At 55.2% G+C, this 25,237-nt stretch carries 24 protein-coding genes; 6 read left to right on the forward strand and 18 right to left on the reverse strand.

What is annotated here, in order from left to right; all coding sequences use genetic code 11:
• The first annotated feature begins 14 nt into the window (after positions 1–14).
• Both WBY09_RS11395 and recQ read left to right on the forward strand, forming a co-directional pair.
• Entirely contained in the window at positions 15–656 is a 642-nt protein-coding gene (locus WBY09_RS11395; protein WP_008891153.1) for a uracil-DNA glycosylase, read from the forward strand.
• 19 nt (positions 657–675) lie between these two features.
• Positions 676–2,508: a DNA helicase RecQ gene (gene recQ, locus WBY09_RS11400; protein ID WP_064789277.1), complete on the forward strand. Its 1,833-nt coding sequence runs from the start codon at positions 676–678 to the stop codon at positions 2,506–2,508.
• A 41-nt stretch (positions 2,509–2,549) separates the two neighbouring features.
• On the opposite strand, the gene WBY09_RS11405 is transcribed toward recQ, so the two are convergent.
• The 4 genes from WBY09_RS11405 to dapA form a co-directional block, all read right to left on the reverse strand.
• On the reverse strand, positions 2,550–3,041 hold the full coding sequence (locus tag WBY09_RS11405; protein WP_008891155.1) for a glutathione peroxidase: 492 nt from the start codon (positions 3,039–3,041) through the stop codon (positions 2,550–2,552).
• 64 nt (positions 3,042–3,105) lie between these two features.
• Complete coding sequence (locus WBY09_RS11410; protein WP_336232753.1) at positions 3,106–3,765, reverse strand: sulfite oxidase-like oxidoreductase; 660 nt, start codon at positions 3,763–3,765, stop codon at positions 3,106–3,108.
• 123 nt (positions 3,766–3,888) lie between these two features.
• Positions 3,889–4,365 carry an SsrA-binding protein SmpB gene (gene smpB / locus WBY09_RS11415; protein ID WP_008891158.1) on the reverse strand — a complete coding sequence of 159 codons (477 nt, stop codon included), beginning with the start codon at positions 4,363–4,365 and terminating at the stop codon, positions 3,889–3,891.
• A gap of 17 nt (positions 4,366–4,382) precedes the next feature.
• Complete coding sequence (dapA, locus tag WBY09_RS11420) at positions 4,383–5,264, reverse strand: 4-hydroxy-tetrahydrodipicolinate synthase (RefSeq protein WP_064789137.1); 882 nt, start codon at positions 5,262–5,264, stop codon at positions 4,383–4,385.
• A gap of 208 nt (positions 5,265–5,472) precedes the next feature.
• Here dapA and WBY09_RS11425 point away from each other — a divergent pair, with 208 nt between their 5' ends.
• Complete coding sequence (locus WBY09_RS11425) at positions 5,473–7,509, forward strand: lytic transglycosylase domain-containing protein (RefSeq protein WP_197147416.1); 2,037 nt, start codon at positions 5,473–5,475, stop codon at positions 7,507–7,509.
• Positions 7,510–7,603: 94 nt separating this feature from the next.
• Positions 7,604–8,302 carry a haloacid dehalogenase type II gene (locus WBY09_RS11430; RefSeq protein ID WP_063089417.1) on the forward strand — a complete coding sequence of 233 codons (699 nt, stop codon included), beginning with the start codon at positions 7,604–7,606 and terminating at the stop codon, positions 8,300–8,302.
• 137 nt (positions 8,303–8,439) lie between these two features.
• Here the strand turns inward: WBY09_RS11430 and WBY09_RS11435 are convergent, their stop codons facing one another.
• A complete protein-coding gene (locus WBY09_RS11435; RefSeq protein ID WP_008891162.1) occupies positions 8,440–8,895 on the reverse strand; it encodes a bactofilin family protein in 456 nt (151 codons plus the stop codon).
• On the reverse strand, positions 8,855–10,180 hold the full coding sequence (locus WBY09_RS11440) for a peptidoglycan DD-metalloendopeptidase family protein (protein WP_336232755.1): 1,326 nt from the start codon (positions 10,178–10,180) through the stop codon (positions 8,855–8,857). The genes WBY09_RS11435 and WBY09_RS11440 overlap by 41 nt, the downstream gene beginning before the upstream one ends.
• Positions 10,181–10,403: 223 nt before the next feature.
• On the opposite strand from WBY09_RS11440, the gene WBY09_RS11445 reads away from it, so the two are divergent.
• Together WBY09_RS11445 and WBY09_RS11450 are read left to right on the forward strand one after the other, a co-directional pair.
• Positions 10,404–10,898, forward strand: coding sequence for a phosphatidylglycerophosphatase A family protein (locus WBY09_RS11445; RefSeq protein ID WP_252724116.1), 495 nt, complete (start codon positions 10,404–10,406; stop codon positions 10,896–10,898).
• 27 nt (positions 10,899–10,925) lie between these two features.
• Positions 10,926–11,429: a CinA family protein gene (locus tag WBY09_RS11450; RefSeq protein ID WP_414716625.1), complete on the forward strand. Its 504-nt coding sequence runs from the start codon at positions 10,926–10,928 to the stop codon at positions 11,427–11,429.
• A gap of 3 nt (positions 11,430–11,432) precedes the next feature.
• Here WBY09_RS11450 and WBY09_RS11455 read toward each other — a convergent pair whose 3' ends face one another.
• The 12 genes from WBY09_RS11455 to tpiA all read right to left on the reverse strand — a co-directional run bounded on the left by WBY09_RS11455 (position 11,433) and on the right by tpiA (position 25,003).
• Positions 11,433–11,897: a type II toxin-antitoxin system RatA family toxin gene (locus WBY09_RS11455; RefSeq protein WP_008891166.1), complete on the reverse strand. Its 465-nt coding sequence runs from the start codon at positions 11,895–11,897 to the stop codon at positions 11,433–11,435.
• A 49-nt stretch (positions 11,898–11,946) separates the two neighbouring features.
• Positions 11,947–12,945 carry a lipoyl synthase gene (gene lipA / locus WBY09_RS11460; RefSeq protein ID WP_008891167.1) on the reverse strand — a complete coding sequence of 333 codons (999 nt, stop codon included), beginning with the start codon at positions 12,943–12,945 and terminating at the stop codon, positions 11,947–11,949.
• A gap of 125 nt (positions 12,946–13,070) precedes the next feature.
• Positions 13,071–14,468, reverse strand: coding sequence for a dihydrolipoyl dehydrogenase (gene lpdA, locus WBY09_RS11465; protein ID WP_336232756.1), 1,398 nt, complete (start codon positions 14,466–14,468; stop codon positions 13,071–13,073).
• A 95-nt stretch (positions 14,469–14,563) separates the two neighbouring features.
• Complete coding sequence (locus tag WBY09_RS11470; RefSeq protein WP_120226003.1) at positions 14,564–15,901, reverse strand: pyruvate dehydrogenase complex dihydrolipoamide acetyltransferase; 1,338 nt, start codon at positions 15,899–15,901, stop codon at positions 14,564–14,566.
• 64 nt (positions 15,902–15,965) lie between these two features.
• Positions 15,966–17,420: a pyruvate dehydrogenase complex E1 component subunit beta gene (locus WBY09_RS11475; protein ID WP_008891170.1), complete on the reverse strand. Its 1,455-nt coding sequence runs from the start codon at positions 17,418–17,420 to the stop codon at positions 15,966–15,968.
• Positions 17,421–17,473: 53 nt separating this feature from the next.
• Positions 17,474–18,487, reverse strand: coding sequence for a pyruvate dehydrogenase (acetyl-transferring) E1 component subunit alpha (gene pdhA, locus WBY09_RS11480; RefSeq protein WP_064781473.1), 1,014 nt, complete (start codon positions 18,485–18,487; stop codon positions 17,474–17,476).
• A gap of 564 nt (positions 18,488–19,051) precedes the next feature.
• The gene (locus tag WBY09_RS11485) at positions 19,052–19,408 is read right to left on the reverse strand and encodes an FtsB family cell division protein (RefSeq protein WP_120226001.1); all 357 of its coding nucleotides are present in this window, start codon (positions 19,406–19,408) and stop codon (positions 19,052–19,054) included.
• A gap of 316 nt (positions 19,409–19,724) precedes the next feature.
• Complete coding sequence (gene eno, locus WBY09_RS11490) at positions 19,725–20,996, reverse strand: phosphopyruvate hydratase (RefSeq protein WP_008891173.1); 1,272 nt, start codon at positions 20,994–20,996, stop codon at positions 19,725–19,727.
• Positions 20,997–21,100: 104 nt separating this feature from the next.
• On the reverse strand, positions 21,101–21,958 hold the full coding sequence (gene kdsA / locus WBY09_RS11495) for a 3-deoxy-8-phosphooctulonate synthase (protein WP_336232757.1): 858 nt from the start codon (positions 21,956–21,958) through the stop codon (positions 21,101–21,103).
• Between the two features lie 58 nt (positions 21,959–22,016).
• Entirely contained in the window at positions 22,017–23,645 is a 1,629-nt protein-coding gene (locus WBY09_RS11500) for a CTP synthase (RefSeq protein WP_336232758.1), read from the reverse strand.
• Between the two features lie 126 nt (positions 23,646–23,771).
• Positions 23,772–24,113, reverse strand: coding sequence for a preprotein translocase subunit SecG (gene secG / locus WBY09_RS11505; protein WP_008891176.1), 342 nt, complete (start codon positions 24,111–24,113; stop codon positions 23,772–23,774).
• A 134-nt stretch (positions 24,114–24,247) separates the two neighbouring features.
• On the reverse strand, positions 24,248–25,003 hold the full coding sequence (gene tpiA, locus WBY09_RS11510) for a triose-phosphate isomerase (RefSeq protein WP_064781475.1): 756 nt from the start codon (positions 25,001–25,003) through the stop codon (positions 24,248–24,250).
• Positions 25,004–25,237 lie beyond the last annotated feature (234 nt).

Raw genomic sequence — 25,237 nt, forward strand, 5'->3', positions numbered from 1 at the left:
ACGTCAGACTTGCCATGACCGCCTATCAGCAACCCGATATCGATTGTCAGCTTTGCCCGCGCCTTGTTGAATTCCGCCGCAAGAATCAGGAAAAGTTTCCCGAATTCTACAACGGGCCGGTGCGTCCTTTCGGCCCGCTTGATGCGCGTCTTCTGATCGTTGGCCTTGCCCCCGGGCTTAAGGGGGCTAATGCCACCGGCCGCCCCTTCACCGGCGACTATGCTGGTGATCTGTTGTATGACACGCTTAAAAAGTTCGGCTTTGCCAAGGGCACCTATGACAAACGCCCGGATGATGGCCTTGAACTGCTTGATTGCCGCATCACCAACGCGGTGAAATGCGTGCCACCGGAAAACAAGCCGACCGGGCCAGAGGCCAATACCTGCCGTCCGTTCCTGATCAGCGAATTTGATGCCATGAAGAACCTGTCGGCCATTCTTTGCCTTGGGCAGGTGGCCCATCAGGCGATGCTGCGCACCTTCGGGCTCAAGCTTTCATCGCTGAAATTTGGCCATGGCGCATCGCATAAAATGGAAAATGGCATCACATTGTTTGATAGCTATCACTGTTCGCGCTACAACACCCAGACCTATCGCCTGACGCCAGAGATGTTTGAAAACGTCTTTGCCGGAATTCGCGCACATCTGGACGGTTAATTTGCCCGATACATTGCCCATGCCCGACCTTCTCGACCGACCTGTACAACGTCAGCCGATTGACGTTCTGCAAGAAGTGTTCGGCTATGACAGCTTTCGTGGCCAACAGGCTGAAATCATTGATCATGTCATCGCTGGAAATGATGCACTGGTCCTGATGCCGACCGGCGGCGGCAAGTCGCTTTGCTATCAGGTGCCCGCCCTGTGTCGTCCGGGAACGGCAGTTGTCGTTTCCCCGCTGATCGCGTTGATGAAGGATCAGGTCGATGCGCTTAATCAGCTGGGCGTCAAGGCGGCCTTTATCAATTCGACCCTTGCCCCCGATGCCGCGCGCGAAATTGAAACGCGTGCCGTCGATGGTGATATCGATCTTCTCTATGTGGCGCCGGAACGTTTTGCCTCTGACCGGTTTTTGAACCTGCTCGACCGGATCAGCATTTCACTGTTTGCAATTGATGAAGCCCACTGTGTGTCGCAATGGGGTCATGATTTCCGCCCGGAATATCGCCGCCTTGATTTGCTGCCAACCCGCTTTGCCCATGTGCCGCGCATTGCGCTGACTGCAACGGCCGATACGCCCACCCGCAAAGACATTGCCGAAAACCTGCATCTGACAGATGCACAGTGCTTTATCACCGGTTTTGACCGCCCGAACATCACCTATCGCATTGAAACCAAGGGCAATGCCAAGCAACGCCTGCTGTCGTTCCTTAATCGCGAACATGCCAAGGATGCCGGGATTGTCTATTGCCTGTCACGGCGCAAAACCGAAGACGTCGCGCAATGGCTTTCGGAAAATGGTCGACCGGCCCTGCCGTATCACGCAGGTCTGGCACAGGAAACACGCCAACTTCATCAGGACCGCTTCCTGCGTGAAGACGGGCTGATCATCTGTGCCACTGTGGCCTTTGGTATGGGGATCGACAAACCCAATGTCCGCTTTGTCGCCCATCTCAACCTGCCCAAAAGCATGGAAGCCTATTATCAGGAAACCGGGCGTGCCGGACGTGATGGACTGCCGGCCAATGCGTGGATGAATTACGATCTGTCTGATATCGTTTCGATCCGAAGCATGGTGGCGGGTTCCGACGCCCCCGAAGCCCAGAAACGCATTGAATCGCGTAAACTCGATGCGCTGGTTGGGCTTGCGGAAACCACCCGTTGCCGCCGTCAGGTGATCCTGTCCTATTTTGGTGAAGATCGCCACGAGCCGTGCGGCAACTGCGACACCTGCCTTGAACCGGTTGATACCTGGGACGCAACCCAGGCCTCGCGCAAGGCGCTGTCGGCGGTGTATCGCACTGGCCAACGCTTTGGCCCGGCGCATGTCATCGAAGTCCTGATGGGCCGCAAGACCGAAAAAATTCGCCAAAACGGCCATGACAAGCTTTCGGTCTATGCCATTGGCAAGGATATCGCCCAGCCACAATGGCGCTCGGTCTTCCGACAGCTCCTTGCCATGGGATATCTCGAGGTCGATGTCGAAGGACATGGCGGCGTCTATCTGACCGAGGAGTCCCGACCGGTTCTGCGCGGCGAAAAAGTCGTCGAAATGCGCAAGGACCCGGGCGAAAGCAAACGCGCCATGACCAAGCGCCTGCGCGATTTCGATACAGAGTTCGAAAACGAGGAAGACCGCGATCTTTGGGAACGTTTGCGCACGCTCCGCCGCGAACTGGCAACCAGCCAGAATGTGCCGCCCTATGTGATCTTCAGTGACCGGACACTTTGGGAAATGGTGCGTTTCAAACCCCGCACCCTTGAAGATATGGCATCCATCAACGGTGTCGGCGTCAAAAAGCTTGATCAGTACGGATTGGCATTTCTTGATGTCATGGACGGACGGCGGTAACCCGCCGTCCCGTCATCAAATCGTCTTTTGGCAGTTTTGCCCTAAAGGCTTGCGCGAATGGCGCTGACAATTTCCTCATCTTCCGGCTTGGTACGACTGTCAAAGCTTTGAATAAGCTTGCCATCGCGGCCAATCAGATATTTGTGGAAATTCCATTGCGGGGCGTTTTCCGCCCCCAATTCCTGCTCTGCCCACTTATAGAACGGGTGCGCATCCGGGCCTTTGACCGTGGTTTTTGATGTCAGCGGGAAGTCGACATCAAAATTGACCTCACAGAAATCAAGGATATCAGCATCCTCGCTATATTCCTGCCCGCCGAAATCGGCCGACGGGACACCAAGGACAACAAGCCCCTCGTCACGGTAATCTTCCCACAGTTTCTGCAGGCCGGTATATTGTGGCGTAAACCCGCACATCGAGGCGGTATTTACCAGCAAAACGACTTTGTCGTTATACTCTGAAAGATGGATTTCACCGGCATCAATCGCCGGGAAAGAAAAGTCGTATGCAGATGGCGCATCATCCGATGCCATTGTCTCCCTCCAGGACAAACTCACGACAACAATAGTAAAGACAAAGAATACAACGAATTGCCGCCTATTCATAGCGCTCCTCCGTCCATGGGTCGGCATTGTTGTGATATCCGCGTTCTTCCCAGAAGCCCGGTTTGTCATCACGGGCAAAGGTGATCTTTTTCACCCATTTGGCACTTTTCCAGAAATAAAGCTTCGGGATCACAACACGAAGCGGCCCGCCATGTTCTTCACTCAGCGGCTCTCCCTCCCAATGATGGGCCAACAGCACATCATCATCCAGAAACTGTTCGATCCGGACATTGGTCGTATAGCCGTCATGGGCGGTAAACAGGACGTGACGCGCAGCGGGTAATGGATCAACAAGCTCTGCCAGCGTTGTGGCCAACACGCCCTGCCAGCGATTTTCGTATCGTGACCAACTGGTCACACAGTGAATGTCGTTTTTGGCCGTCACATGCGGCAAATCAAGCAGATCGGAAAAGCTCAATGTCATCGGCTTTCTGACCTGCCCGTTGATTTCAAGCTGATAGTCATCCGCTGACACATGCGGCGTGATACCAAGATCCAGAACCGGCCAATCCGTGACAAGACGCTGGCCCGGCGGCAAACGCTTCGCACGCTCAGTATCCGGCGCGCCGGTCATCAAGCGCCCGTCTTCGGCCCACTTGCGCTTGGCCGCGATCAGTTTGTCTTTGATCTTGCCTGAAAAGCTCTCGGTCACTGGATATTCCTTGGTTGATGATCGACATACGAAAAATGGCGCCAACACGTTCACCATGTCAGCGCCATTTAATCTCTTTTCACAGGGCCACGGCAAGTCACATGCCCGCGACCGATCTTTCAATCAGCCAAAGTCGCGCATCAAACGCGCCTTGTCGCGCTGCCAGTCACGTTCTTTGACCGCTTCACGCTTGTCGGCCTTTTTCTTGCCCTCGGCAATGGCGAGTTCAAGTTTCGCAATACCGCGCTCATTGAAATACAGTTTGACCGGAACAAGGGTGAACCCCTTCTTGTTCAGGGCATCATGCATCTTGGTGATTTCACGCTTATGCAAAAGCAGCTTGCGCGGTCGGCGCTCTTCGTGGCCAAACGGCATTTTGCTTTGATATTCAGGGATATAAGCGTTGATCAGCCACACTTCGCCGTTCTTCGCTTCGGCATAGGATTCCTGAATATTCCCCTTGCCATCGCGCAGCGATTTAACTTCGGTACCGCGCAGGGCGATGCCGGCTTCAAACGTTTCCGTTAGGAAAAAGTCAAAGCGGGCCCGCCGGTTCTGCGCGACAATCTTGTTGTTACTTGTTTCTTTCTTGGGTGCCATAAGACGCTTGTTATCGCTTACTGGCCGAGAATACCAGCATTCTTAAGTGCGGCTTCGACCTTGCGTTTGGATTCTTCGGCAATCTCGACCATCGGCAAACGCATATGGCTGCCACACAGGCCAAGAAGCTCTGCTGCGTATTTCACCGGTCCGGGGCTGGATTCACAGAACATCGCCTTGTGAACCGGCATCAGTCGATAGTTCAACTCCTGAACTTTCGAAATGTTCCCCGCAGCCCAAGCCGTGTGCAGATCAGCACACAATTTCGGCGCGATGTTCGACGTGACGGAAATGCAGCCATGACCACCCTGTGCCAGGAATGGCACAATCGTACCGTCTTCACCCGACAGCTGGCAGAAATCGGCACCCGCTGCCAGGCGAGTCAATGCCGGGCGTTCCAGATCGCTGGTCGCATCCTTAACACCGACAATCCGCGGCAATTTGGCCAACTGCGCCATGGTATCCACATGCATATCGACGATCGAGCGGCCCGGAATGTTGTAAATCACAATCGGGATATCGGTCGCGTCATGAATTGCCTTGTAATGCGCATACAGGCCTTTCTGGGTCGGCTTGTTGTAATACGGCGTTACCACAAGTGCGGCATCCGCACCGGCATTCTGCGCATGACGGGTCAGCGACACCGCTTCTGCGGTCGAATTCGAACCCGTGCCGGCAATAACTGGACCGCGGCCTTTGGCAACTTCAAGTGCCAGTTCGACAACGCGATGATGCTCGGCATGGCTAAGGGTCGGAGATTCACCGGTGGTTCCGACAGGCACAACACCTGTCGTGCCCTGTTTAAGCTGCCAATCCACAAAAGACTGGAACGCCTTTTCATCAATCGCACCATCTTGCGTGAATGGTGTGATCAAAGCTGTGATTGAACCCTTAAACATAGAGATCTCCAAATTCGGGATATATTGAAAGCGGTCGCGAAAATAGCCGCTGTTGGGGTTTCCCGCAAGCACTGTATCCAATAATCCGGGCGATCCGGGATCGGGTCTGAAAATTCCCGTCAGGACTGTTTGGCTTTTATCAATTTCGCTGCCATAATGCCCGGCTCGAGAGAGCATTCGTTGCCGCAAGGCACAAGGGGAACATCACATGGCGCAAGCGTCTTTCCGCAAGATTTCGATCTGCGCATTGGCACTGGGCTTTTCGATCTTGATACCAGGCAGTTATCAGGTGCAGGCCGCAACGAATGAAGACAACGTTCTTCAGACGCAGCCGCCCTCGCCGCTGTATTCTGCTGTCAGCCGGGCGCGCCTGAACGCCTTTCTGGACGCGGTTGAAGATGGCAAGACCGACATTTTCGAACAACTCCTGACCAACTTCGATGATCCCCTGCTGCAAAAGGCAGCGGAATGGATGCTGCTGACCGCCCCCAATTCCGGGCACAGCTTTGAAGAAATCACCGCCTTCATCGATGCCCATCCGAAATGGCCCAATCAGGCGCTGCTAAGACAGCGCGCCGAAGAAGCCATGACCGATGCCGTGCCCGATGACGAAATTCTGGCCTGGTTCAAACGATCCGCCCCCGTGACGGCTGATGGCGCAACCCGCCAGATCAAGGCGTTGCTGGGTGCTGGACAGGAATCGGCGGCCATCGCACTGGTCCGCCATAGCTGGATTAACGAGAATTTCGGCAGCGGTCAGGAACGCCGCTTCCTTGATCGCTACGGCGAATATATTGATCAGGAAACCCATCAACAGCGCCTTGATCGCCTGTTATGGGAAGGTCGTCTGACGACGGCCGCGCGTATGATGAAATATGTCAGCGACGATTACCGTCGCCTGGCCGAGGCCCGCGCTGCCCTGCGCGCCATGAGTGGCGGTGTTGACGGTGCGATCAATCGCGTACCGGAAAAATACCGCGACGATCCCGGCCTGATTTACGAACGTGTGCGCTGGCGCCGCAAGAAGGACCGCGATCAGGATGCGCGTGATCTTCTGCTCTCGCAGGCCAATGACCTCGCCTATATCTCGATCCGGCCGCAATACTGGTGGCTGGAAAAGGCCATTCTGGCCCGCCGCGCCCTGCAAAAGGGCCATATTACCGATGCCTATCGCTTGGTCGCCAACCACGGGCAGGTTGATCCGGGCGATATCGCCGAGGCCGAATGGTATGCGGGTTGGATCGCGCTTGAATTTTTGGGTGATGCCGACATCGCGCTGACCCATTTCCAGAACCTTTATGATGTCGTTCAATACCCGATCAGCCTGTCGCGCGGCTCTTACTGGGCCGGGCGCGCAAACGAGGCGCTTGGCGATCAGAAACGCGCCAAGGAATGGTATGCAATCGCGGCTGAACATGCCCACACCTTCTATGGGCAGCTTGCCATCGACAAACTGGGCAGCAAGCCATCCTATTCGGTTGAACAGCCGGTCCCGACCGCCGAACAACGCGCCGAATTCGAAGCACAGGAACTGACCCAGGTTGTCCGCAAGCTCGGCGCGATGGGCCTTGGCAATATCATCCGTCCTTTCATCATGGCACTGGTTTACGAACATGATGAACCGGAATACCTCGCCATGGCGACCGATCTGGCGCGCGAATATGGCCGCACCGATCTGGGCATCCTTGCCGCCAAACGCAGCATCCGGACTGGCAGCGGTTATCTTGATGCCGCCTACCCGATCCATGAACAGGTTCCGCTGGGCCGTGCCCCGGATCCGGCACTGGTCCATGCCATCATGCGTCAGGAAAGCCTGTTTAACCCGCAGGCGGTCTCATCTGCTGGCGCACGTGGTCTGATGCAGCTGATGCCCGCCACGGCAAAACGCATGGCACAGTCGCTCAAGCTTGATTACGACACCGATCGCCTGATCGAGGATCCGTCCTTCAACATCGCAGTTGGCCGTGCATATCTCAGCCGCCTTCTTGATCGTTGGGATGGTCAGGAAGTCCTGACGATCGCCAGTTACAATGCCGGGCCGACCCGTGTGCGCCAATGGATCAACGAATATGGCGATCCGCGCGACCCGGATGTCGATCTGGTCGACTGGATCGAAATGATCCCCTATAGCGAAACCCGAAACTACGTTCAGCGTGTGATGGAAGGAACTTATGTCTATCGCCGGCGTTTTGCCCGGGACGAGATCGCAATGGGTCAAAGCGACGCGGTGAGCAACGCAGAATAAGGGTTTGCGGGCGACTTGCCCACGGTCCTGATTTGCGCTTGTCCACCTGCACCCCATATTTGATCAATACTGCTTGTCAGAAGAGGTCAGCAATATGTCCGATAACGCACTGTCTTCCTGCCGTGCTTTTGTTTTCGATGCCTATGGCACCCTGTTTGATGTCGGCTCTGCCGTTGCCAAATTGCGCGACAGCGTCGGCGATGAAGCAGACCGCCTTTCATCCCTCTGGCGACAAAAGCAACTTGAATACACCTGGCTGCGCAGTCTGATGGGGGACTTTGCCGATTTCTGGACCGTGACCGGTGATGCGCTCGATTATGCGCTTGATCAGATTGGCAAAAAGGATCCGGTTTTGCGTGCCAAGCTGATGGAAACCTATCTGTCGCTTGATACCTTCCCGGAAGTCGTCGAAACGCTGAAAACACTTAAAAGTCAGGGTCACAAGCTTGCGATCCTGTCCAATGGTGCCAAGCATATGCTGATCTCGGCGGCCAAATCGTCGGGCATTCTGTCGCTGTTTGATCAGATCATCTGTGTCGATGATCTTAAAACATACAAGCCGCATCCGGATGTTTATCAGCTTGCCGTCGACAAGCTTGAAGTCGAACCGGCCGAAATTTCGTTCCAGTCGTCGAACGGCTGGGATATTGCCGGGGCCGGGCATTTCGGTTTCCGCACCGCCTGGATCAATCGCGCGCACAGCCCGGCCGAACGCCTGTCGCATACCGCCGATGTGGTGCTGAACGGCCTTGATGAGTTGTTGCCACTGGTTGGCGAACCGCAAAAGGCATAACGCCCGATAGCATCAATCACTTCCAGACATGAAAAAGGCAGGCCCGAAACCGGTGCCTGCCTTTTTTTGCTTTGCTGTCGGCTTTGCGCATGGCCGGACCCGCCACCTAAAAACCGCAACAGAAATCACTTAAGTGATTATTTGTTTTCTTTCTTCACGTTGGCAGCAACCACCTGCCCCGCCTGGATCACCGTCAGGCCGCCTTCGTCGGCAGCACTTTCGATGCGGCGGCAATGGCCTTCAATATGGGCACCCGGCTCGATGGAAAGGCTTTCGTGAAGAATATCACCGATCATGCGGGCGGTATCGGAAAGGGAAACGTCCTTTGCCCGGACCTGACCGATAACAGTGCCGCAAATGCGGATTTTGTCGGCAACGATTTCGCCGCGGACTTCGCCGCTTTGACCGATGGTCAGGGTTCGTGTGCGAATATCGCCATTGACCGAACCATCAACCTGAACATCGGATTCCGAAATCAGATCACCCGTCACACGAAGATCGGCATTGATGACCGACAGGCCACCTTTTTTCTCGGCGCCGTGTGAACCACTTTTATTCGTTGTTTGTGTCGTCTTGCTCGCTTTTGAAAACATAACGTCCCGCCTCAATAAATTTTACAGGATTGACCGGCTTATTATTGACCAGAACTTCATAATGCACATGGCTACCGGTACTGCGGCCCGTGCTTCCCATCAAGGCGATATGGTCCTGGTACTGCACTTCGTCGCCCTTCTTTACGAGGACCTTGTATAGGTGGCCATAACGGGTTCGAATACCGTTTCCGTGATCAACTTCGACCATCTTCCCGTATTTGCCACTCCATCCCGCATGCACCACTTTGCCCGGTGCGGTTGCAAGAATTGGTGTCTTGATCGGTCCGGCAAGATCAACACCGGAATGAAAAGCCCAGCGACCATTGATCGGGTCTTTTCGTTTACCGAACGCGCTCGATAGATAGTATTTCGCCGCCGGTTCCCCGATTGGCGTCTTCTTGATCCTGTCATGCAGGTTGGCAAGGTGATCCATACGATCATTCAACGCCAACGCCGTATTGACAAATTCCTCGTCCTGCGGGTGTTCGGGCTCAAACGCCACGAACGGACCACCAACGCCGGGCTGCTGCGGCTTCATCGGCGGCAGAACAAATGTTTCCGGCTGCAGGCCGGTCATCTCAAGCACATTCTCAAGTTCGAGAATGGTGGTATCTGCCGTCTGTGCCACCCGCTGCATGGCTTGTTGCTGGATCGAGTGCAAATCAGCAATACGCTGACGCGCTTCGCTCAGTTCACCCTGAAGCTTTTTGGACCGCTGCAAAGCCTGATCACGTTCGCGCATCACACGCGACATGACGGTCTCAACCGTTTCCAACTCATCGCGCAGTGCAAGGTTGCGGTTGGTGATCCCGTCAATCTGCCCCTGCAACGCGTTCATCTGGTTATCCATCGACGTGCGAAGCGATGAAATCCGGACTTTCTCCTTCTCGCTATCAGCAAGCTTGGAGGTATAATCCTGTACCCGCGCCTGAAGCTGCAGGTTCTTTTCCGCCATCGACAACAGATTACGATGGGTATCTTCCATCTGGGATGTAATCTCGCCAAAACGGCGCTGACTTTCGGTAACCCGGGCGATCAGACGGTTGTACGACAGCTCGCTTCTGAAAAGCTGCTCTTCACGCATTGTAAGGCGCTGATCTAGGTACCAGCTATAACCTGTAACGCCGACCGTCCAGGTTATGGCTGCTGCCCCGAATGAGGCCAGTGCGACCTGCGCGTATTTTCCAAGCCGAAGCTGGTAAACGGAATCATTGGAACGGATAAGCAACTGCCGATCCGGAAACCATTTATCCACCAACCGACGAATGCGTTCAAACGCCGACATATTCAGTGTCTAACCCCTAGTTGCCCGTATGCACGTCCGGTTACCCCGGTTATGCAGAGTTTCTTTGACCCCGCCTGAGACATTTTCGCCTTTATCTTTACGCTACCTGTAACTCGGCCTGCAAGCAAGCCCGTTAACACATCCTTAATCGCAAAATTTTCACCTTCTGCTCATATGCTGTGTTACCTATGGCCATCTTCCACATCATATGCGTTTGCTGAGAATGGCGTTTTCCCGATTTATGATCACCTTTGCCGCAACCTGGTTTTATAGCGGCAAAAGCCCGAAGGCACCCGGCACGGCCGGTTCGTTCGCCGCCCTGCCCTTTGGCTGGCTGATCTGGGCCTATGGCGGAAACACAGCACTGATCATCGCCAGCATCGCCGTTTTTGCCGTCGGCATCTGGGTCGCCCATCTTTACAGCAACATGCTTGGCATCCATGACGCCGGCGAAATCGTCATTGACGAAGTGGTCGGCCAATGGATGTGTCTGCTTGTCGTGCCACTTGGTGCGGTCTGGATGGATGCCGTGTGGCTGTTAATTGCCTTTTTGGCATTCCGCATATTTGACGTCATCAAGCCTTGGCCGATACGCTGGGTTGACCGGCGCGTGGGCGGCGGGTTTGGCATCATGTTTGATGATGTCCTGGCCGGCGTTTTTGCCATGATTGCGCTTGTCGGCGTTGTTTACCTGACTGGCGACCTGACTGGCTCCTGACCAGTACCTGATGGACGGATGATCGTGATGATGAATGACCCTGATCTTCTAAATGCGGCAAGTGCCCTGATCGCGCGCTGCAAGGCCAAGGGCGAAATGATCGCCACGGCCGAATCCTGCACCGGCGGTCTGATCACCGGCACCCTGACCGGCGTTGATGGCAGCTCATCGGTGGTCGATTGCGGCTTTGTCACCTATTCGAACGAGGCCAAACACAGCCTGATCGGCGTTGGCAATGACTTGCTCGCCGAACATGGTGCGGTATCGGAACAGGTTGCGCGCGCCATGTGCGAAGGTGCACTTGATCGTGCGCCAAATGCCACCATCGCCGTTTCGGTTACCGGCATTGCCGGTCCGGGCGGCGGCTCCGACACCAAACCGGTCGGGCTTGTTCATTTTGGCTGTGCGGCCAAGGGCCGTGAAACCATCACGACCCACACGGTCTTTCCGGGCGATCGCCATACCGTGCGCAAGGCAACAGTCCTTAAGGCCTTTGCCCTGATCGAAGAAATGCTGGATCGCAAGGACTAGGAATCAGGCCTGATTTTCCGATGTCGGCAAGTTCGGCTCGCCATACACTTCGCGTGCGCGGGTTTCAAACGCCCCCACCATCATCTTGACGGCCTCGTTAAACACAACACCGATCATTTTCTGCAGAAGTGCTGATCGAAACTCGAAATCAACAAAGAAATCAAGCGACGTACCGCCGTCCTCGTCCTCTTCAAACACCCAATGGTTATTCAGGTACTTGAAGGGCCCCTGCAGATATTCCACATCGACCCGATCCGGGCGCTGCAGGGTGACTTTCGATGTGTATTTTTCGCGAAACATCTTAAAGCCGATCACAAGATCCGCCTTAAGCACATTGCCTTCACGCTTGCGCACCCGCGATGCGACACACCACGGAAGGAACTCCGAATAGGAATCGATATCCGCGACAAGATCAAAGAGTTGTTCCGGCGTATAGGGCAGTTTCCTGCGCTCTGCATGCGTCGGCACGCGATATCTCCCTTGATCGTCGTGGTCTGTGGCTAAACGGGTGAAAGGATTACTGTGCCGCCGTTACGGTCTGTTCCGCCTTGGCTTTGGCCGCATCCGCAGCCGCCAGCTTCTTCTCGCGCGCTTCACGGAGCTGCTCGAAATCGCGGTCCGCGTGATAGCTCGACCGTGTTAGCGGCGTTGCCGACACCATCAAGAAGCCCTTGCCACGTGCCATCGATGCATATTCGTTGAATTCATCGGGTGTCACAAACTTGTGGACCGGCTCGTGCTTAAGGGTCGGCTGCAGATACTGGCCAATCGTCAGGAAGTCGACATCGGCCACACGCAGGTCATCCATCACCTGTGCAAGTTCCTTGCGTTCCTCACCCAGACCAACCATCAGGCCGGATTTGGTAAAGATCGTCGGGTCAATCTGTTTGACACGATCAAGAATACGCAGCGACTGGTAATAGCGCGCACCCGGACGGATATTGGTATAAAGCCGCGGCACGGTTTCAAGGTTGTGGTTGAACACGTCCGGACGGGCCTTGGCAACGATTTCAACCGCACCCGGCTTGTCACGGAAGTCCGGGGTCAGGATTTCAATCGTGGTTTCCGGCGACTTGTGACGGATCGCCTCAATCACGCGGGCAAAATGCGCTGCCCCGCCATCGGCCAGATCATCACGGTCAACAGACGTGATCACAACATGCTTAAGCTGCATGTCGGCAACCGCCATCGCCAAATTCTCCGGCTCGAACGGGTCAAGCGCGTTCGGCATACCGGTTTTGACGTTACAGAACGAACATGCACGCGTGCAGGTATCGCCCATGATCATGAAGGATGCGTGTTTCTTCTGCCAGCATTCGCCGATATTCGGGCATGCGGCTTCTTCGCACACGGTATGAAGGTTCAGACCACGCGCAAGGTCGCGGGTTTCCTGATACCCCTTGGAGGTCGGAGCCTTGACCCTGATCCAGGACGGTTTGCGCCCCGATGGGCGATCTGGCCGTTTCTGTTTTTCCGGGTGACGAACGGGTTTCTGTTCGCTGGGCGCCGTCGACATAGAGTTACCTCCGAAGGATTGGACGGGCGGCAATTTGCCGCCACGCCGCGCATTTGTCAAACCGACATTCGTAAAAGGTGATCATACCGGGCATGTCCGCCCGGCACGACACAATATCTCAAGCTCTAGAAGTGGATCGCACGGCCATAGGCGTCAAGGACCGACTCATGCATCATTTCTGAAAGCGTCGGATGCGGGAAGACCGTATGCATCAGATCTTCCTCGGTCGTTTCAAGACCCATCGCAACCACAAAGCCCTGGATCAGTTCGGTCACTTCGGCACCAACCATGTGCGCGCCAAGCAATTCACCGGTCTTGGCATCAAACACGGTCTTGACCAGACCTTCGGCCTCGCCAAGGGCAACCGCCTTGCCATTGCCAATGAACGGGAACTTGCCGACCTTGACTTCATAACCGGCATCTTTGGCCTTGGCTTCGGTCAGACCGACACTTGCGACCTGCGGATGGCAATAGGTGCAACCCGGGATCTTGCGCGGATCAAGCGGATGAACGCCTTTGACGCCGGCAATCTTTTCAATGCAGATGACACCTTCGTGCTCGGCCTTATGTGCGAGCATCGGCGGACCAGCAACGTCACCAATGGCATAGATGCCCGGTTCCGCAGTTGCCGAATACTCGTCGGTGTCAATCACGTTGCGATCAACCTTGACCTTGGTGGTTTCAAGACCAAGACCTTCGGTATTGCCGATCACACCAACAGCCGAAATCACGCGATCAACGGTCAATTCCTGTTTCTTGCCGTCCTTGGTTTCCACCGTGACAACAACGTTATCGGAATTGCGCTTAAGGTTCGCGACCTTGGCTTCGGTCAGGATCTTCATCCCGTCCTTGGTCATCATCTTCTGCGCCAGGCCTGCGACTTCCTTGTCTTCAACCGGCATGATCTGCGGCATGATTTCCACCACGGTCACATCCGCACCCATGGTGTGATAGAAGCTGGCAAACTCGATCCCGATGGCACCGGACCCCACCACAACAAGGCTTTTAGGCATCTTGTCAGGCGTCATCGCCTTTTTGTAGTCCCAGACAACCTTGCCGTCGGCCTCAAGACCCGGCAGTGAACGGGCACGCGCCCCGGTCGCGATGATATAATTCTTCGCGGTATAGGTACCCTTGTCCTTGCCTTCGACCACGATCTTTTTCGGGCCGTCAAACTTGGCTTCACCGTTGATCACGGTCACCTTGTTCTTTTTCAGCAAATGACCAACACCACCGGCAAGCTGCTTGGACACACCGCGCGAACGCTGGATCACCGTATCCAGATCAAAGGACGGCTTTTCACATGAAAGACCATAATCCTTTGCGTGGTGCATGTTGCGATAAACTTCGGCCGAACGCAGCAGCGCCTTGGTCGGGATGCAGCCCCAGTTCAGGCAAATACCGCCAACATGTTCACGTTCGACAACTGCCGTTTTCAGGCCAAGCTGGGCCGCACGGATTGCGGTTACATAACCACCCGGGCCTGCGCCAATCACGATTACGTCGAAATTGTTATCCGCCATCGTAGGATCTCCTTCGCCTGCCCACTAATAGTTACAGGTCTTTTAAATTCAAATGCTTGCGGGGACTCGCTAAAGCCCCCGCTCAACTTTGGACCCTAGAGCAACATGCTCAGCGGATCTTCAATAAGCTTTTTGAATTCGGCCATGAATTCCGCACCGACTGCGCCATCGACCGCGCGATGGTCAACAGAAAGGGTGCAGGTCATGACAGTGGCGATTGCCAGTGCACCGTCCTTGACGACCGGGCGCTGTTCACCCGCACCAACTGCAAGGATGCAGCCCTGCGGCGGATTGATAATCGCCGAGAAGTCCTTGATGCCGAACATGCCCAGGTTGGAGACCGAGAAAGTCCCGCCCTGATAATCTTCCGGCTTCAGTTTGCCGTCACGTGCCTTCCCAGCCAGTGCCTTCATCTCGCCTGAGATTTCAGCAAGGCCTTTCGAACCGGCATCACGAACAACCGGCGTGATCAGGCCACCTTCAATGGCAACCGCCACCGAGATATCCTGTTTCTTGCACTGCAGGGTCGCCTTGTCGGTCCAGATGGAGTTCGCAGCCGGAACCTTTTTCAGCGCCAGCGAAACCGCACGGATGACGAAATCATTGACCGAAATCTTGACACCCTCTCCCGCCTTTTCATTCAGCTGCTTGCGGGTGGCCAACAGATTGTCGAGTTCGCAATCCACCGTCAGGTAGAAGTGCGGAACCTGCTGCTTGGATTCGGTCAGGCGACGCGCGATGGTTTTGCGCATGCCGCTGTTCGGAATTTCTTCGTATTCCGGAAGACCGGTAAGATCCGGGTTCCAGCCAGATGCGGCCGGTGCACTTGCTGCTGCCGGTGCATCTGCCGATTTCTTGTCTTCGGATGCGGCGGATTTTTCGGCCGGTTTCGACGACAGAGCCGCTTCGATGTCGCGTTTCACGATACGGCCACGCGGGCCCGAACCGGAAACATCGGAAAGCTCGACACCTTCGTTGGCGGCAATACGACGCGCAAGCGGGCTTGCCTTGATGCGCTTGCCACCGGAAACCGGGGCAGCCGGTGCCGGTTTGTCATCACCAGAAGCCGATTTTTCGGCTGCTGCAGGTGCTTTTTCCTCTTTGGCGTCGTCCTTGGCCGGCGCACTTTCACCGCCGCCAGACGTGCTGGCAGCAGACGTGTCCGCACCTTCAAGCGCGCTTTCGTCTTCGTCTTCCTCAAGCAGCAACGCGATAACTTCGTTTACCGCAACGTTTTCGCTGCCTTCAGAAACAAGGATTTTACCGATCTTGCCTTCGTCGACGGCTTCGACTTCCATCGTGGCTTTGTCGGTTTCGATTTCGGCGATGACGTCACCCGATTCAACGGTGTCGCCTTCCTTGACGTGCCATTTCGCCAAGGTGCCTTCGGTCATGGTCGGCGACAAGGCCGGCATCAATACTTTTACAGGCATGAACGCATTCTCCCGGTAACGGGGCGGCGCGGTGTAACCCGCGACCAGCCCCTGTCCGTCTTACTTAGCGATAGCAAACGGCCTTGGCCGCGGCGACGATGTGGCTGTCCTGCGGAAGCGCAAGCGCCTCCAGGTTGGCAGCATACGGCATCGGAACGTCTTCGCCGGTTACACGGGCAACCGGTGCATCGAGGTAATCAAATGCATGTTCCATCGCAACAGACGCGATTTCCGCACCAATACCCGAGAAGTGCCAGCCTTCCTCAACAGTCACCAGACGGTTGGTCTTCATGACCGAACGCACGATGGTGTTCACATCCAGCGGACGGATGGTGCGCAGGTTGATGACCTCTGCCGAGATGCCCTGCTCTGCCAGTTGCTCGGCCGCCTTAAGCGCCTTGCCCACCATGATCGAGAAGGCAACGATGGTGACATCGGTTCCTTCGCGTTCGATCTTGGCCTGACCAATCGGCAGGACGAAATCTTCGTCGTCAGGCACTTCAAAGCTCTGACCGTACATGATTTCGTTTTCAAGGAAGACAATCGGGTTCGGGTCACGAATAGCCGCCTTCAGAAGGCCTTTGGCATCTGCGGCCGACCACGGTGCAACAACCTTGAGACCCGGGCAATGTGCATACCAGGATGCATAGCACTGCGAGTGCTGGGCACCGACGCGCGATGCGGCACCGTTCGGGCCACGGAATACGATCGGGCAACCAAGCTGGCCACCAGACATGTACAGCGTCTTCGCAGCAGAGTTGATGATCTGGTCAATCGCCTGCATTGCGAAGTTAAAGGTCATGAATTCCAGAACCGGCTTAAGACCCATAAAGGCCGAACCGGTTGCAAGGCCGGTGAAACCATGCTCGGTGATCGGGGTATCGATCACGCGCTTGTCACCGAATTCATCCAAAAGACCCTGGGTAACCTTGTAGGCACCCTGATACTGCGCAACTTCTTCACCCATGACGAAGACGTTTTCGTCAGAACGCATTTCTTCGGCCATTGCATCGCGCAAGGCTTCACGAACGGTCTGGGTTTTAAAGCTGGTATAGGTCTTTTCGTCCTGGGTCGCGTTCATCACGCTCATTGCGCGCGGCTCAGCATCAGAACGTTCAATCGCACCACTGGCAGAAACCGGTGCAGCATTCGAAGATGCCGATGCCGGGGCTTTGTCAGATGATTCTTCCTTGGAAGATTCTTCTTCTTTTGCCGGTGCAGCGTCTTTCTTGGGTTCAGAGGACGCAGACACGTTATCAAGTGCGGACGCGTCTTCGTCTTCTTCAAGGATATAGGCAATCACCTGATTGACCGCGACATTCTCGGTACCGGCTTCGATAACGAGCTTACCAATGGTTCCCTCGTCTACGGCCTCGACTTCCATCGTGGCTTTGTCGGTTTCGATTTCTGCGATCACGTCACCGGATGCGACAGTGTCGCCTTCCTTGACGTTCCATTTGGCAAGTGTGCCTTCGGTCATGGTCGGCGACAGGGCCGGCATCAAAACTTCAATCGGCATTGTTCCCTCTCTCCCGGGAAATATCGTTCAAAAGCGGTTCGCAGAGCTTGCGATCACGCGTCGATCAGAATGTCGGTAAACAGTTCGGAAACATCCGGTTCCGGGCTGTTCTGCGCGAACTCGGCCGCTTTTGCGACTTCGGCTTTAACTTCCTTGTCGATGTCTTTCAGACCGGATTCATCAATGATGTCGCCGTCGATCAGGAGTTTTTTGACCATATCAATCGGATCGTGCTCTTTACGCATTTTGTCGAGCTCGTCCTTGGTACGGTATTTCGCCGGGTCGGACATGGAATGCCCGCGATAGCGATAGGTTTTCAGCTCAAGGATATAAGGCCCCTTGCCTGAACGGCAATGTTCCACAGCACGCTCACCAGCAGCCTTGACCGCCAGAACGTCCATGCCATCAACCTGTTCACCGGGAATGCCATAGGCCTTGCCGCGTTCATACAGGTCAGGGCTCGACGAGTGACGCTGGGTCGAGGTGCCCATCGCATACTGGTTGTTCTCGATGCAGTAAATCACCGGAAGCTGCCAAAGGGCTGCCATGTTGAATGCTTCATAGACCTGGCCCTGGTTGACGGCACCGTCACCGAGATAGGTCATGCAAACCTTGTTTTCGCCACGGTATTTGTAGCTAAAGGCAATACCGGTTCCGAGCGGAACCTGCGCACCCACGATACCATGACCACCATAGAAATTCTTTTCCTTGGAGAACATGTGCATCGAGCCGCCTTTACCGCGGGAATACCCGCCTTCGCGGCCCGTCAGTTCGGCCATCACACCGGCGGCATCCATGCCGGTTGCAAGCATATGTCCGTGATCGCGATAACTGGTGATAACACCATCTTCGTTCGATGCGGCGGCCTGCATGCCGACAACAACGGCTTCTTGCCCGATATAAAGGTGGCAGAAACCGCCAATGAGACCCATGCCATACAGCTGACCGGCTTTTTCTTCAAAGCGACGGATCAGAAGCATTTCACGGTAATATTTGAGGAGATCGTCACTGCTCGCCTGATTGTCGGCGCGCGTCGTGCCGCGTTTGCGTTTTGGTGTGGTCGCCATGTTTCCTCCCGGTGGATGGCTATCGCTTAAGCATCATGTATGAGTGCTTAATTCGGTACTGGACCACCGAAATGACTACCGAAAACAGACCACAAGGGCAAGCAATCTAACCTCGATTAAACTGTTGTTTTGCAACGCACAATCACAAATAAACCTGATTTCAGTTAATCTTTGAGTTTACGCGTTTTTACAGAGTTGCAGGATTTTCAGCACCTTGGACGCCTGCTTTAAAACTCGTTAATTCCCCTGCGTCACAAATGCTATGCTTTCGCGGGGATAATACCGCATAGCAGCGCAAAACGGAAAACAACCGGAAGAATGCATTGTATATCAATGACCTCTACTTGGTTTGGCAAAATAGCGCCCTAAACCAGAAGTCAGTTTAAACAACGACTTACCCGTTTGCGATTATTGCTGAACACAATTCACAACCCAAAATTTCTGTCAAACTGTGATCTGGTCAACAGTACAGAGCCATTTTACGCAGGGAAATACGATTGTGCCGCCAGCGGATTCTCTCGCACCAGATACCTCGCCCACTCAAAGCAGGCATCAGGCACAGGCTCAGTTGGCGTCGGCAGCCGCAGCCGTGATGACATCGCTATAGCCATCATGGTGGAAGATGATCACATCGTCGGGATGGGCAGCATTCAGCATCGCACGCGCCCGCTCATCAAGCAGATCCGGATCAAGGTGGCTGGCACGCAGCGAAAGCACATGCTGTTCAAGCAACTTGCGACGCTCGGTCGTTTCTTCAAGAACCTGGGTGATCTGGCTGACGCGGTCTTGCATCGACCAGTAATTCAAAAGCCCGCGTTCGCCTTCGACACTATGAAAGATGAAATACGCCATCACGGTAAATGCGATTACCGGTGCGACAGCCTGTTTCAGGCGAAGAATGACCGGTGAACTGGACGACATTTACCTTATGCCCCTTGCACATCTGTGCGACGTGATGACCAAATATCTCGTTCCGGCCGCATAACGTAAAAACCACATACGTTATTTCGCTTGTCTGACAATGATTTACCATCGGACAAGTCGGGAAAACCGGCAAGATTACCCATTACCATACGCATATCTGGGTAAAAATAGAGTTAAGCAATCTGCGCAAAGCTGCGCGATTACGCTCAATTCACTAATCCTGATATTCGAATTTATCACTTGGCGCCCATACAAAACAGGCCGCCTCCGGATCGGGAAGCGGCCTGTTACGCAGTCGAAATATCAGCAGCCCTTACTTCAGGATCGAACGACCCGGGAAGTGTGCACCGGCATCAAGAAGTTCCTCGATGCGGATCAGCTGATTGTATTTTGCCATACGGTCAGAACGCGACAGCGAACCGGTTTTGATCTGACCACAGTTGGTGGCAACCGCAAGATCGGCAATGGTTGCATCTTCGGTCTCGCCCGAACGGTGCGACATCACAGCGGTGTAACCGGCACGGTGTGCCATCTCGACGGCTTCCAGGGTTTCCGAAAGTGTGCCGATCTGGTTGACCTTGACCAGGATCGAGTTGGCAACGCCCTTTTTGATGCCATCTGCCAGACGTTTCGGGTTGGTGACAAACAGGTCATCACCAACAAGCTGGGTCTTGGCACCGATGGCGGCCGTCAGTTCTGCCCAACCATCCCAATCGTCTTCGGCCATGCCGTCTTCGATGGAGAAGATCGGGTATTTGCCCACAAGGTCGGCCCAGTATTTGACCATCTGGCTCGGATCAAGCGACTTGCCCTCGCCGGCCAGAACGTATTTGCCGTCCTTGAAGAACTCGGTCGATGCCGCATCAAGCGCCAGCACAACGTCTTCTTCCGGACGATAGCCAGCAGCCTCGATCGACTTCATGACATAGCTGATGGCAGCCTCGGTCGATGCGATGTTCGGCGCAAAGCCGCCCTCGTCACCAACGTTGGTGTTCAGACCATCTGCCGACAATGCCTTTTTCAGGTTGTGGAAGATTTCCGCACCCATGCGGATCGCGTCCGAGCAGGTCTCGGCCGAAACCGGCATGATCATGAATTCCTGAACGTCAATCGGGTTGTCGGCATGCTCGCCGCCATTGATGATGTTCATCATCGGCACCGGCAAAGTGCGGGCAAACGACCCACCGACATAACGATAAAGCGGAAGACCGGCATCTTCGGCAGCGGCCTTGGCCGTTGCCAGCGACACGCCCAGAATGGCGTTTGCGCCCAGACGGCCTTTGTTTTCGGTGCCATCAAGGTCGATCATGACATTGTCGACGGCAAGCTGGTCTTCGGCATCCATGCCAGCCAGCGCTTCAAAGATTTCACCATTTACGGATGCAACCGCCTTGGTAACACCTTTGCCAAGGTAACGGTCTTCCTTGTCGCGCAGTTCGACGGCTTCGTGTGCACCGGTGGATGCGCCCGAAGGAACGGCAGCACGACCAAAGGCGCCATTTTCCAGGGTGACATCAACTTCGACCGTCGGGTTACCACGGCTGTCAAGGATTTCGCGGCCGCGAATATCGATAATAGCGGTCATGACAGAAACGTTCTCCTCACTGGTAGGAACCATACCTGACCATCAGGCATGCAGGTTACAGCAAAAAAGAATGCCGCCAATCACGTGCTGGCGGCATTTGTTATTTACGCGTCAAACATATCCAGACGAACCGGATTGGCTTTTGCCACCTTGTCCAGTTCCATCAGAACCGAAAGAACTTCGGGAAGCTTGTTCAACGGGATTTGGTTCGGGCCATCGGAAATGGCCGTCGCCGGGTTATCGTGGGTTTCGATAAACAGTGCTGCGATACCAACCGAAACGGCCGCACGGGCCAGAACTGGCGCGAATTCGCGCTGGCCACCTGACGAGGTGCCCTGTCCGCCCGGCTGCTGAACCGAATGGGTGGCATCGAAGACAACCGGATAGCCCTGACGGGCCATGGTGGGAAGTCCGCGGAAGTCCGTGACAAGCGTGTTATAGCCAAAGCTGGTCCCACGGTCACAGAGCATGATGTTTTCATTGCCGGTCGCAGCCAGGTTATTGGCCACATTGACCATGTCCCAAGGGGCCAGGAACTGACCCTTTTTGACATTGACCGCACGGCCCGTTTTGCCAGCCGCCTGCAACAGATCGGCCTGACGGCACAGGAATGCCGGGATCTGCAGGATATCGGCAACCTCGGCCACCGCCGCACACTGATCAGGCAAATGCACGTCGGTCACAATCGGAAGCCCGGTGACTTCCTTGACCTCGGCCAGGATATCGAGACCTTCCTTAAGGCCGACACCGCGTTTGGACGTGGTGCTGGTCCGGTTGGCCTTGTCAAACGAGCTTTTATAAACAAGCCCGATGCCAAGCCGTTCGGACAGTTCCTTAAGGGCTGTGGCCATCTCGAGCGCGTGCTGACGGCTTTCGATCGCGCACGGGCCTGCCAGAACGGCAAACGGCTTGTCGTTGGCGATTTCGATATTGCCGACTTTGACGGTTTTAATTTCGGTCATTGCACTGACTTTCTGTCGATCACGTGTCTGTTGCTGTCAAATAGTCCGACAGGCGCGATTACACCAGACGGCTGCGCTCTTTGGCGGCCTTGATAAAGGAAACAAACAGCGGATGCGGATCCAGCGGACGCGACCGCAGTTCCGGGTGGAACTGAACGCCGATGAACCACGGATGATCCGGATATTCGACGATTTCCGGCAAACGACCATCCGGCGACAGCCCCGAGAACTTAAGCCCCTTCTCTTCAAGCTGGCCCATGAAGTTGACGTTCACCTCATAACGATGGCGGTGACGTTCAAGAACGGTTTCGCTGCCATAAATCTCGCGCGCACGGGTGCCATCAACAAGCTTGCACTCGTAGTTGCCCAGACGCATGGTGCCGCCAAGGTCATCGTCATCAGAACGACGCTCGACCGAGCCCCCATCTTTCGCCCATTCGGTCATCAGACCGACAAGCGGCGTCTTGGTTGGGCCAAATTCGGACGAGGACGCATCCTTGAGCCCGGCAAGGTTACGCGCCGCTTCCAGAACCGCCATCTGCATGCCAAAGCAAATCCCGAAATACGGAACCTTGTTTTCACGTGCATAGCGGGCCGCAGCAATCTTGCCTTCGGTGCCACGTTCGCCAAAGCCGCCCGGCACCATGATCGCATCAAGCTTGGACAGGATTTCGTTGACGTTGCCTTCTTTTTCCAGCTCGTCAGACGCAATCCATTCCAGTTTGACGCGCACCTTGTTGGCGATGCCGCCATGGGTCAGGGCTTCGGTCAGCGACTTATAGGCATCGGGAAGCTGGATGTATTTGCCAACGATGCCGATGGTGACCTCACCTTCCGGATTGCGGATGGTGTTACAAATATCTTCCCATGGCTGCAGATCCGGTTCCTGCGCCTGCAGGCCGAAGTGATACAGCACTTCGTTATCCAGACCATACTGGTGATAGCTGATCGGCACCTGATAGATGTTGTCAACGTCATAGGCCGGAATAACCGCCGCTTCACGGACGTTACAGAAACGCGCAATCTTGCGGCGTTCATTGATCGGAATTTCACGATCGCAACGGCACAGAAGAATATCTGGCTGAATACCAACACTCTGCAGTTCCTTGACCGAGTGCTGGGTCGGCTTGGTTTTAAGCTCCCCGGCAGACGAAATATAAGGAACAAGCGTCAGGTGCATGAACAGCGCCCGACCATCGCCAAGGTCGTTGCCCATCTGACGGATGGCTTCAAGGAACGGAAGACTTTCGATATCGCCCACCGTGCCACCGATTTCGACCAGGACAAAATCCTCGGTCGCATCCGACATGACGAATTCCTTGATCGCATCGGTGATGTGCGGAATGACCTGCACAGTCCCGCCAAGGTAATCGCCGCGACGTTCACGCGCGATCACGTTGGAATAGATACGACCGGTGGTAACGTTGTCAGACCGGCGCGATGATACGCCGGTGAAACGTTCATAGTGGCCAAGATCAAGGTCGGTCTCCGCACCGTCTTCGGTCACATAGCATTCGCCATGCTGGTACGGGCTCATGGTGCCCGGATCGACGTTGATATACGGATCAAGTTTACGCAGACGAACTGTAAAGCCGCGTGCCTGCAGGGATGCCCCCAAAGCAGCGGAAGCCAGACCTTTGCCCAGCGAGGAAACCACGCCACCGGTAATAAAGATAAAACGAGTCATTATCTTGGCCTCATCTCAAAGCACAAAGCCTCGGTTCGATGCCATTCAGTGCATCACGAACCGGGGAATTCAACAATCAAAAATTGAGGCGGCAAGTTTGCCGCCTCAGGTCGTCGGTTAATTTGTTTATCGGGTCGGGGCCGCGGGACCGGTGTCCTCGGCGGGCTCGGTGACCGCGGGGGCCGGTTCCGGCGCCTGATCAAGGATCGAAGCCGGCTGGGTGTGGGTATTCGACTGAAGGGCAAGAATGATGCTGGTGATCATGAATGCGCCTGCCAGAATAGCAGTAGTACGGGTCAGCAGGTTCGCAGCGCCGCGTGAGCTCATCACGCCGAAACCACCGCCGCCGCCTCCGCCGCCGCTGTTACCGCCGATACCAAGCCCACCGCCCTCGCTGCGCTGCACGAGAATCACAGCGATCAAGCCGAGCGCAAGAAGAAGGTGGATTACCAGAATGACTGTTTGCATGGTGTCGAAACTCTTGTCCTAATCAACCGATCCAAACGCAATTCGGCCCGGATCGGGCATAAATTTGATGCGTATTTAACGCGTTTTATGGCTGTTGGCTAGACCATATTAAACAAAATCTGCTCCGCAGTCGGTCAGGCACAAGATTCAATAATCTGCCAGAAATCTTCAACCTTAAGGCTGGCCCCGCCGACAAGTGCACCATCGACATCTTCGACAGCCATCAATTCCTTGGCATTCGACGGCTTGACCGAACCACCATACAGAATTCGGAACTGATCACCATCCTCAAACCGTGCCATCAGACCTGCACGGATCGCAGCATGCACTTCGGCCACTTCTTCGACACTGGCAGTCCGGCCCGTGCCAATCGCCCAGACCGGCTCATAGGCAACAACCGTGTTTTTCGCCGTCGCCCCATCGGGAAGCGATACCGCCACCTGCCCGTTCACCACTGGCAACGTCGCACCAAGATCGCGCTCTTCCTCGGTCTCGCCAACGCATACCACCGCGATCAGACCGGCATCATGGGCCGCAATCGCCTTTTTGCGAATGTCGGTCGAACTTTCCCCGTGATCAGCACGGCGTTCGGAATGACCGACCAGAACATATTGTGCGCCAATATCGGCCAGCATCGGGGCCGCCAGATCACCGGTATGCGCGCCTGAAATCGCCGCATGGCAATCCTGCCCACCGACGGCAACCGCACTTCCCTTGGTCACACCAACCGCCTCGGACAAAAGCGTTGCCGGCGGACAGACAAGAATATCGCAACCAAGCGCCCCTTTTTCAGACGCCTTTGCCGCCAGGCTTGATGCCAGCGCAAGACCGTCTGCACGCAAACAGTTCATTTTCCAGTTTCCGGCAATCAGGGGACGGCGTTGGGTCATGGGAGCTACCTCGTGCTGATCAGGTTCACATTTCGTCTTTGTAGTGTCCTTAGTTTCAAGACCATAACAACCGGTTTGCGGTTGATACGATTTGTTACAGGACCTGTTTCGACGCGGGTTTTAGCATGCCATGCCAGCGGGGCCAAGTACCCGAAAACGCCCGATCACGTATTTAGGATGTGATTGCAGTCATCTTCTATACAATCGCCTGTTGCCGCTGATAACACTCGCCAT

It is taken from the genome of Thalassospira sp. CH_XMU1458, from assembly GCF_037027205.1.
In the GTDB taxonomy this organism is placed as follows: Bacteria; Pseudomonadota; Alphaproteobacteria; order Rhodospirillales; family Thalassospiraceae; genus Thalassospira; species Thalassospira tepidiphila.

What these genes read in the sequence shown, in the direction of transcription:
- WBY09_RS11425 (WP_197147416.1), top strand. Translation starts at nt 5,473, where the DNA reads ATGGCGCAAGCGTCTTTCCGCAAGATTTCGATCTGCGCATTGGCACTG.
- WBY09_RS11475 (WP_008891170.1), bottom strand. Translation starts at nt 17,420, where the DNA reads ATGCCGATTGAAGTTTTGATGCCGGCCCTGTCGCCGACCATGACCGAA.
- dapA (WP_064789137.1), bottom strand. Translation starts at nt 5,264, where the DNA reads ATGTTTAAGGGTTCAATCACAGCTTTGATCACACCATTCACGCAAGAT.
- WBY09_RS11435 (WP_008891162.1), bottom strand. Translation starts at nt 8,895, where the DNA reads ATGTTTTCAAAAGCGAGCAAGACGACACAAACAACGAATAAAAGTGGT.
- WBY09_RS11405 (WP_008891155.1), bottom strand. Translation starts at nt 3,041, where the DNA reads ATGGCATCGGATGATGCGCCATCTGCATACGACTTTTCTTTCCCGGCG.
- tpiA (WP_064781475.1), bottom strand. Translation starts at nt 25,003, where the DNA reads ATGACCCAACGCCGTCCCCTGATTGCCGGAAACTGGAAAATGAACTGT.
- secG (WP_008891176.1), bottom strand. Translation starts at nt 24,113, where the DNA reads ATGCAAACAGTCATTCTGGTAATCCACCTTCTTCTTGCGCTCGGCTTG.
- lpdA (WP_336232756.1), bottom strand. Translation starts at nt 14,468, where the DNA reads ATGGCGGATAACAATTTCGACGTAATCGTGATTGGCGCAGGCCCGGGT.
- WBY09_RS11450 (WP_414716625.1), top strand. Translation starts at nt 10,926, where the DNA reads ATGATGAATGACCCTGATCTTCTAAATGCGGCAAGTGCCCTGATCGCG.
- WBY09_RS11440 (WP_336232755.1), bottom strand. Translation starts at nt 10,180, where the DNA reads ATGTCGGCGTTTGAACGCATTCGTCGGTTGGTGGATAAATGGTTTCCG.
- kdsA (WP_336232757.1), bottom strand. Translation starts at nt 21,958, where the DNA reads ATGACCGAAATTAAAACCGTCAAAGTCGGCAATATCGAAATCGCCAAC.
- WBY09_RS11485 (WP_120226001.1), bottom strand. Translation starts at nt 19,408, where the DNA reads ATGTCGTCCAGTTCACCGGTCATTCTTCGCCTGAAACAGGCTGTCGCA.
- smpB (WP_008891158.1), bottom strand. Translation starts at nt 4,365, where the DNA reads ATGGCACCCAAGAAAGAAACAAGTAACAACAAGATTGTCGCGCAGAAC.
- eno (WP_008891173.1), bottom strand. Translation starts at nt 20,996, where the DNA reads ATGACCGCTATTATCGATATTCGCGGCCGCGAAATCCTTGACAGCCGT.
- lipA (WP_008891167.1), bottom strand. Translation starts at nt 12,945, where the DNA reads ATGTCGACGGCGCCCAGCGAACAGAAACCCGTTCGTCACCCGGAAAAA.
- WBY09_RS11395 (WP_008891153.1), top strand. Translation starts at nt 15, where the DNA reads ATGACCGCCTATCAGCAACCCGATATCGATTGTCAGCTTTGCCCGCGC.
- WBY09_RS11500 (WP_336232758.1), bottom strand. Translation starts at nt 23,645, where the DNA reads ATGACTCGTTTTATCTTTATTACCGGTGGCGTGGTTTCCTCGCTGGGC.
- recQ (WP_064789277.1), top strand. Translation starts at nt 676, where the DNA reads ATGCCCGACCTTCTCGACCGACCTGTACAACGTCAGCCGATTGACGTT.
- WBY09_RS11470 (WP_120226003.1), bottom strand. Translation starts at nt 15,901, where the DNA reads ATGCCTGTAAAAGTATTGATGCCGGCCTTGTCGCCGACCATGACCGAA.
- pdhA (WP_064781473.1), bottom strand. Translation starts at nt 18,487, where the DNA reads ATGGCGACCACACCAAAACGCAAACGCGGCACGACGCGCGCCGACAAT.
- WBY09_RS11430 (WP_063089417.1), top strand. Translation starts at nt 7,604, where the DNA reads ATGTCCGATAACGCACTGTCTTCCTGCCGTGCTTTTGTTTTCGATGCC.
- WBY09_RS11445 (WP_252724116.1), top strand. Translation starts at nt 10,404, where the DNA reads ATGGCGTTTTCCCGATTTATGATCACCTTTGCCGCAACCTGGTTTTAT.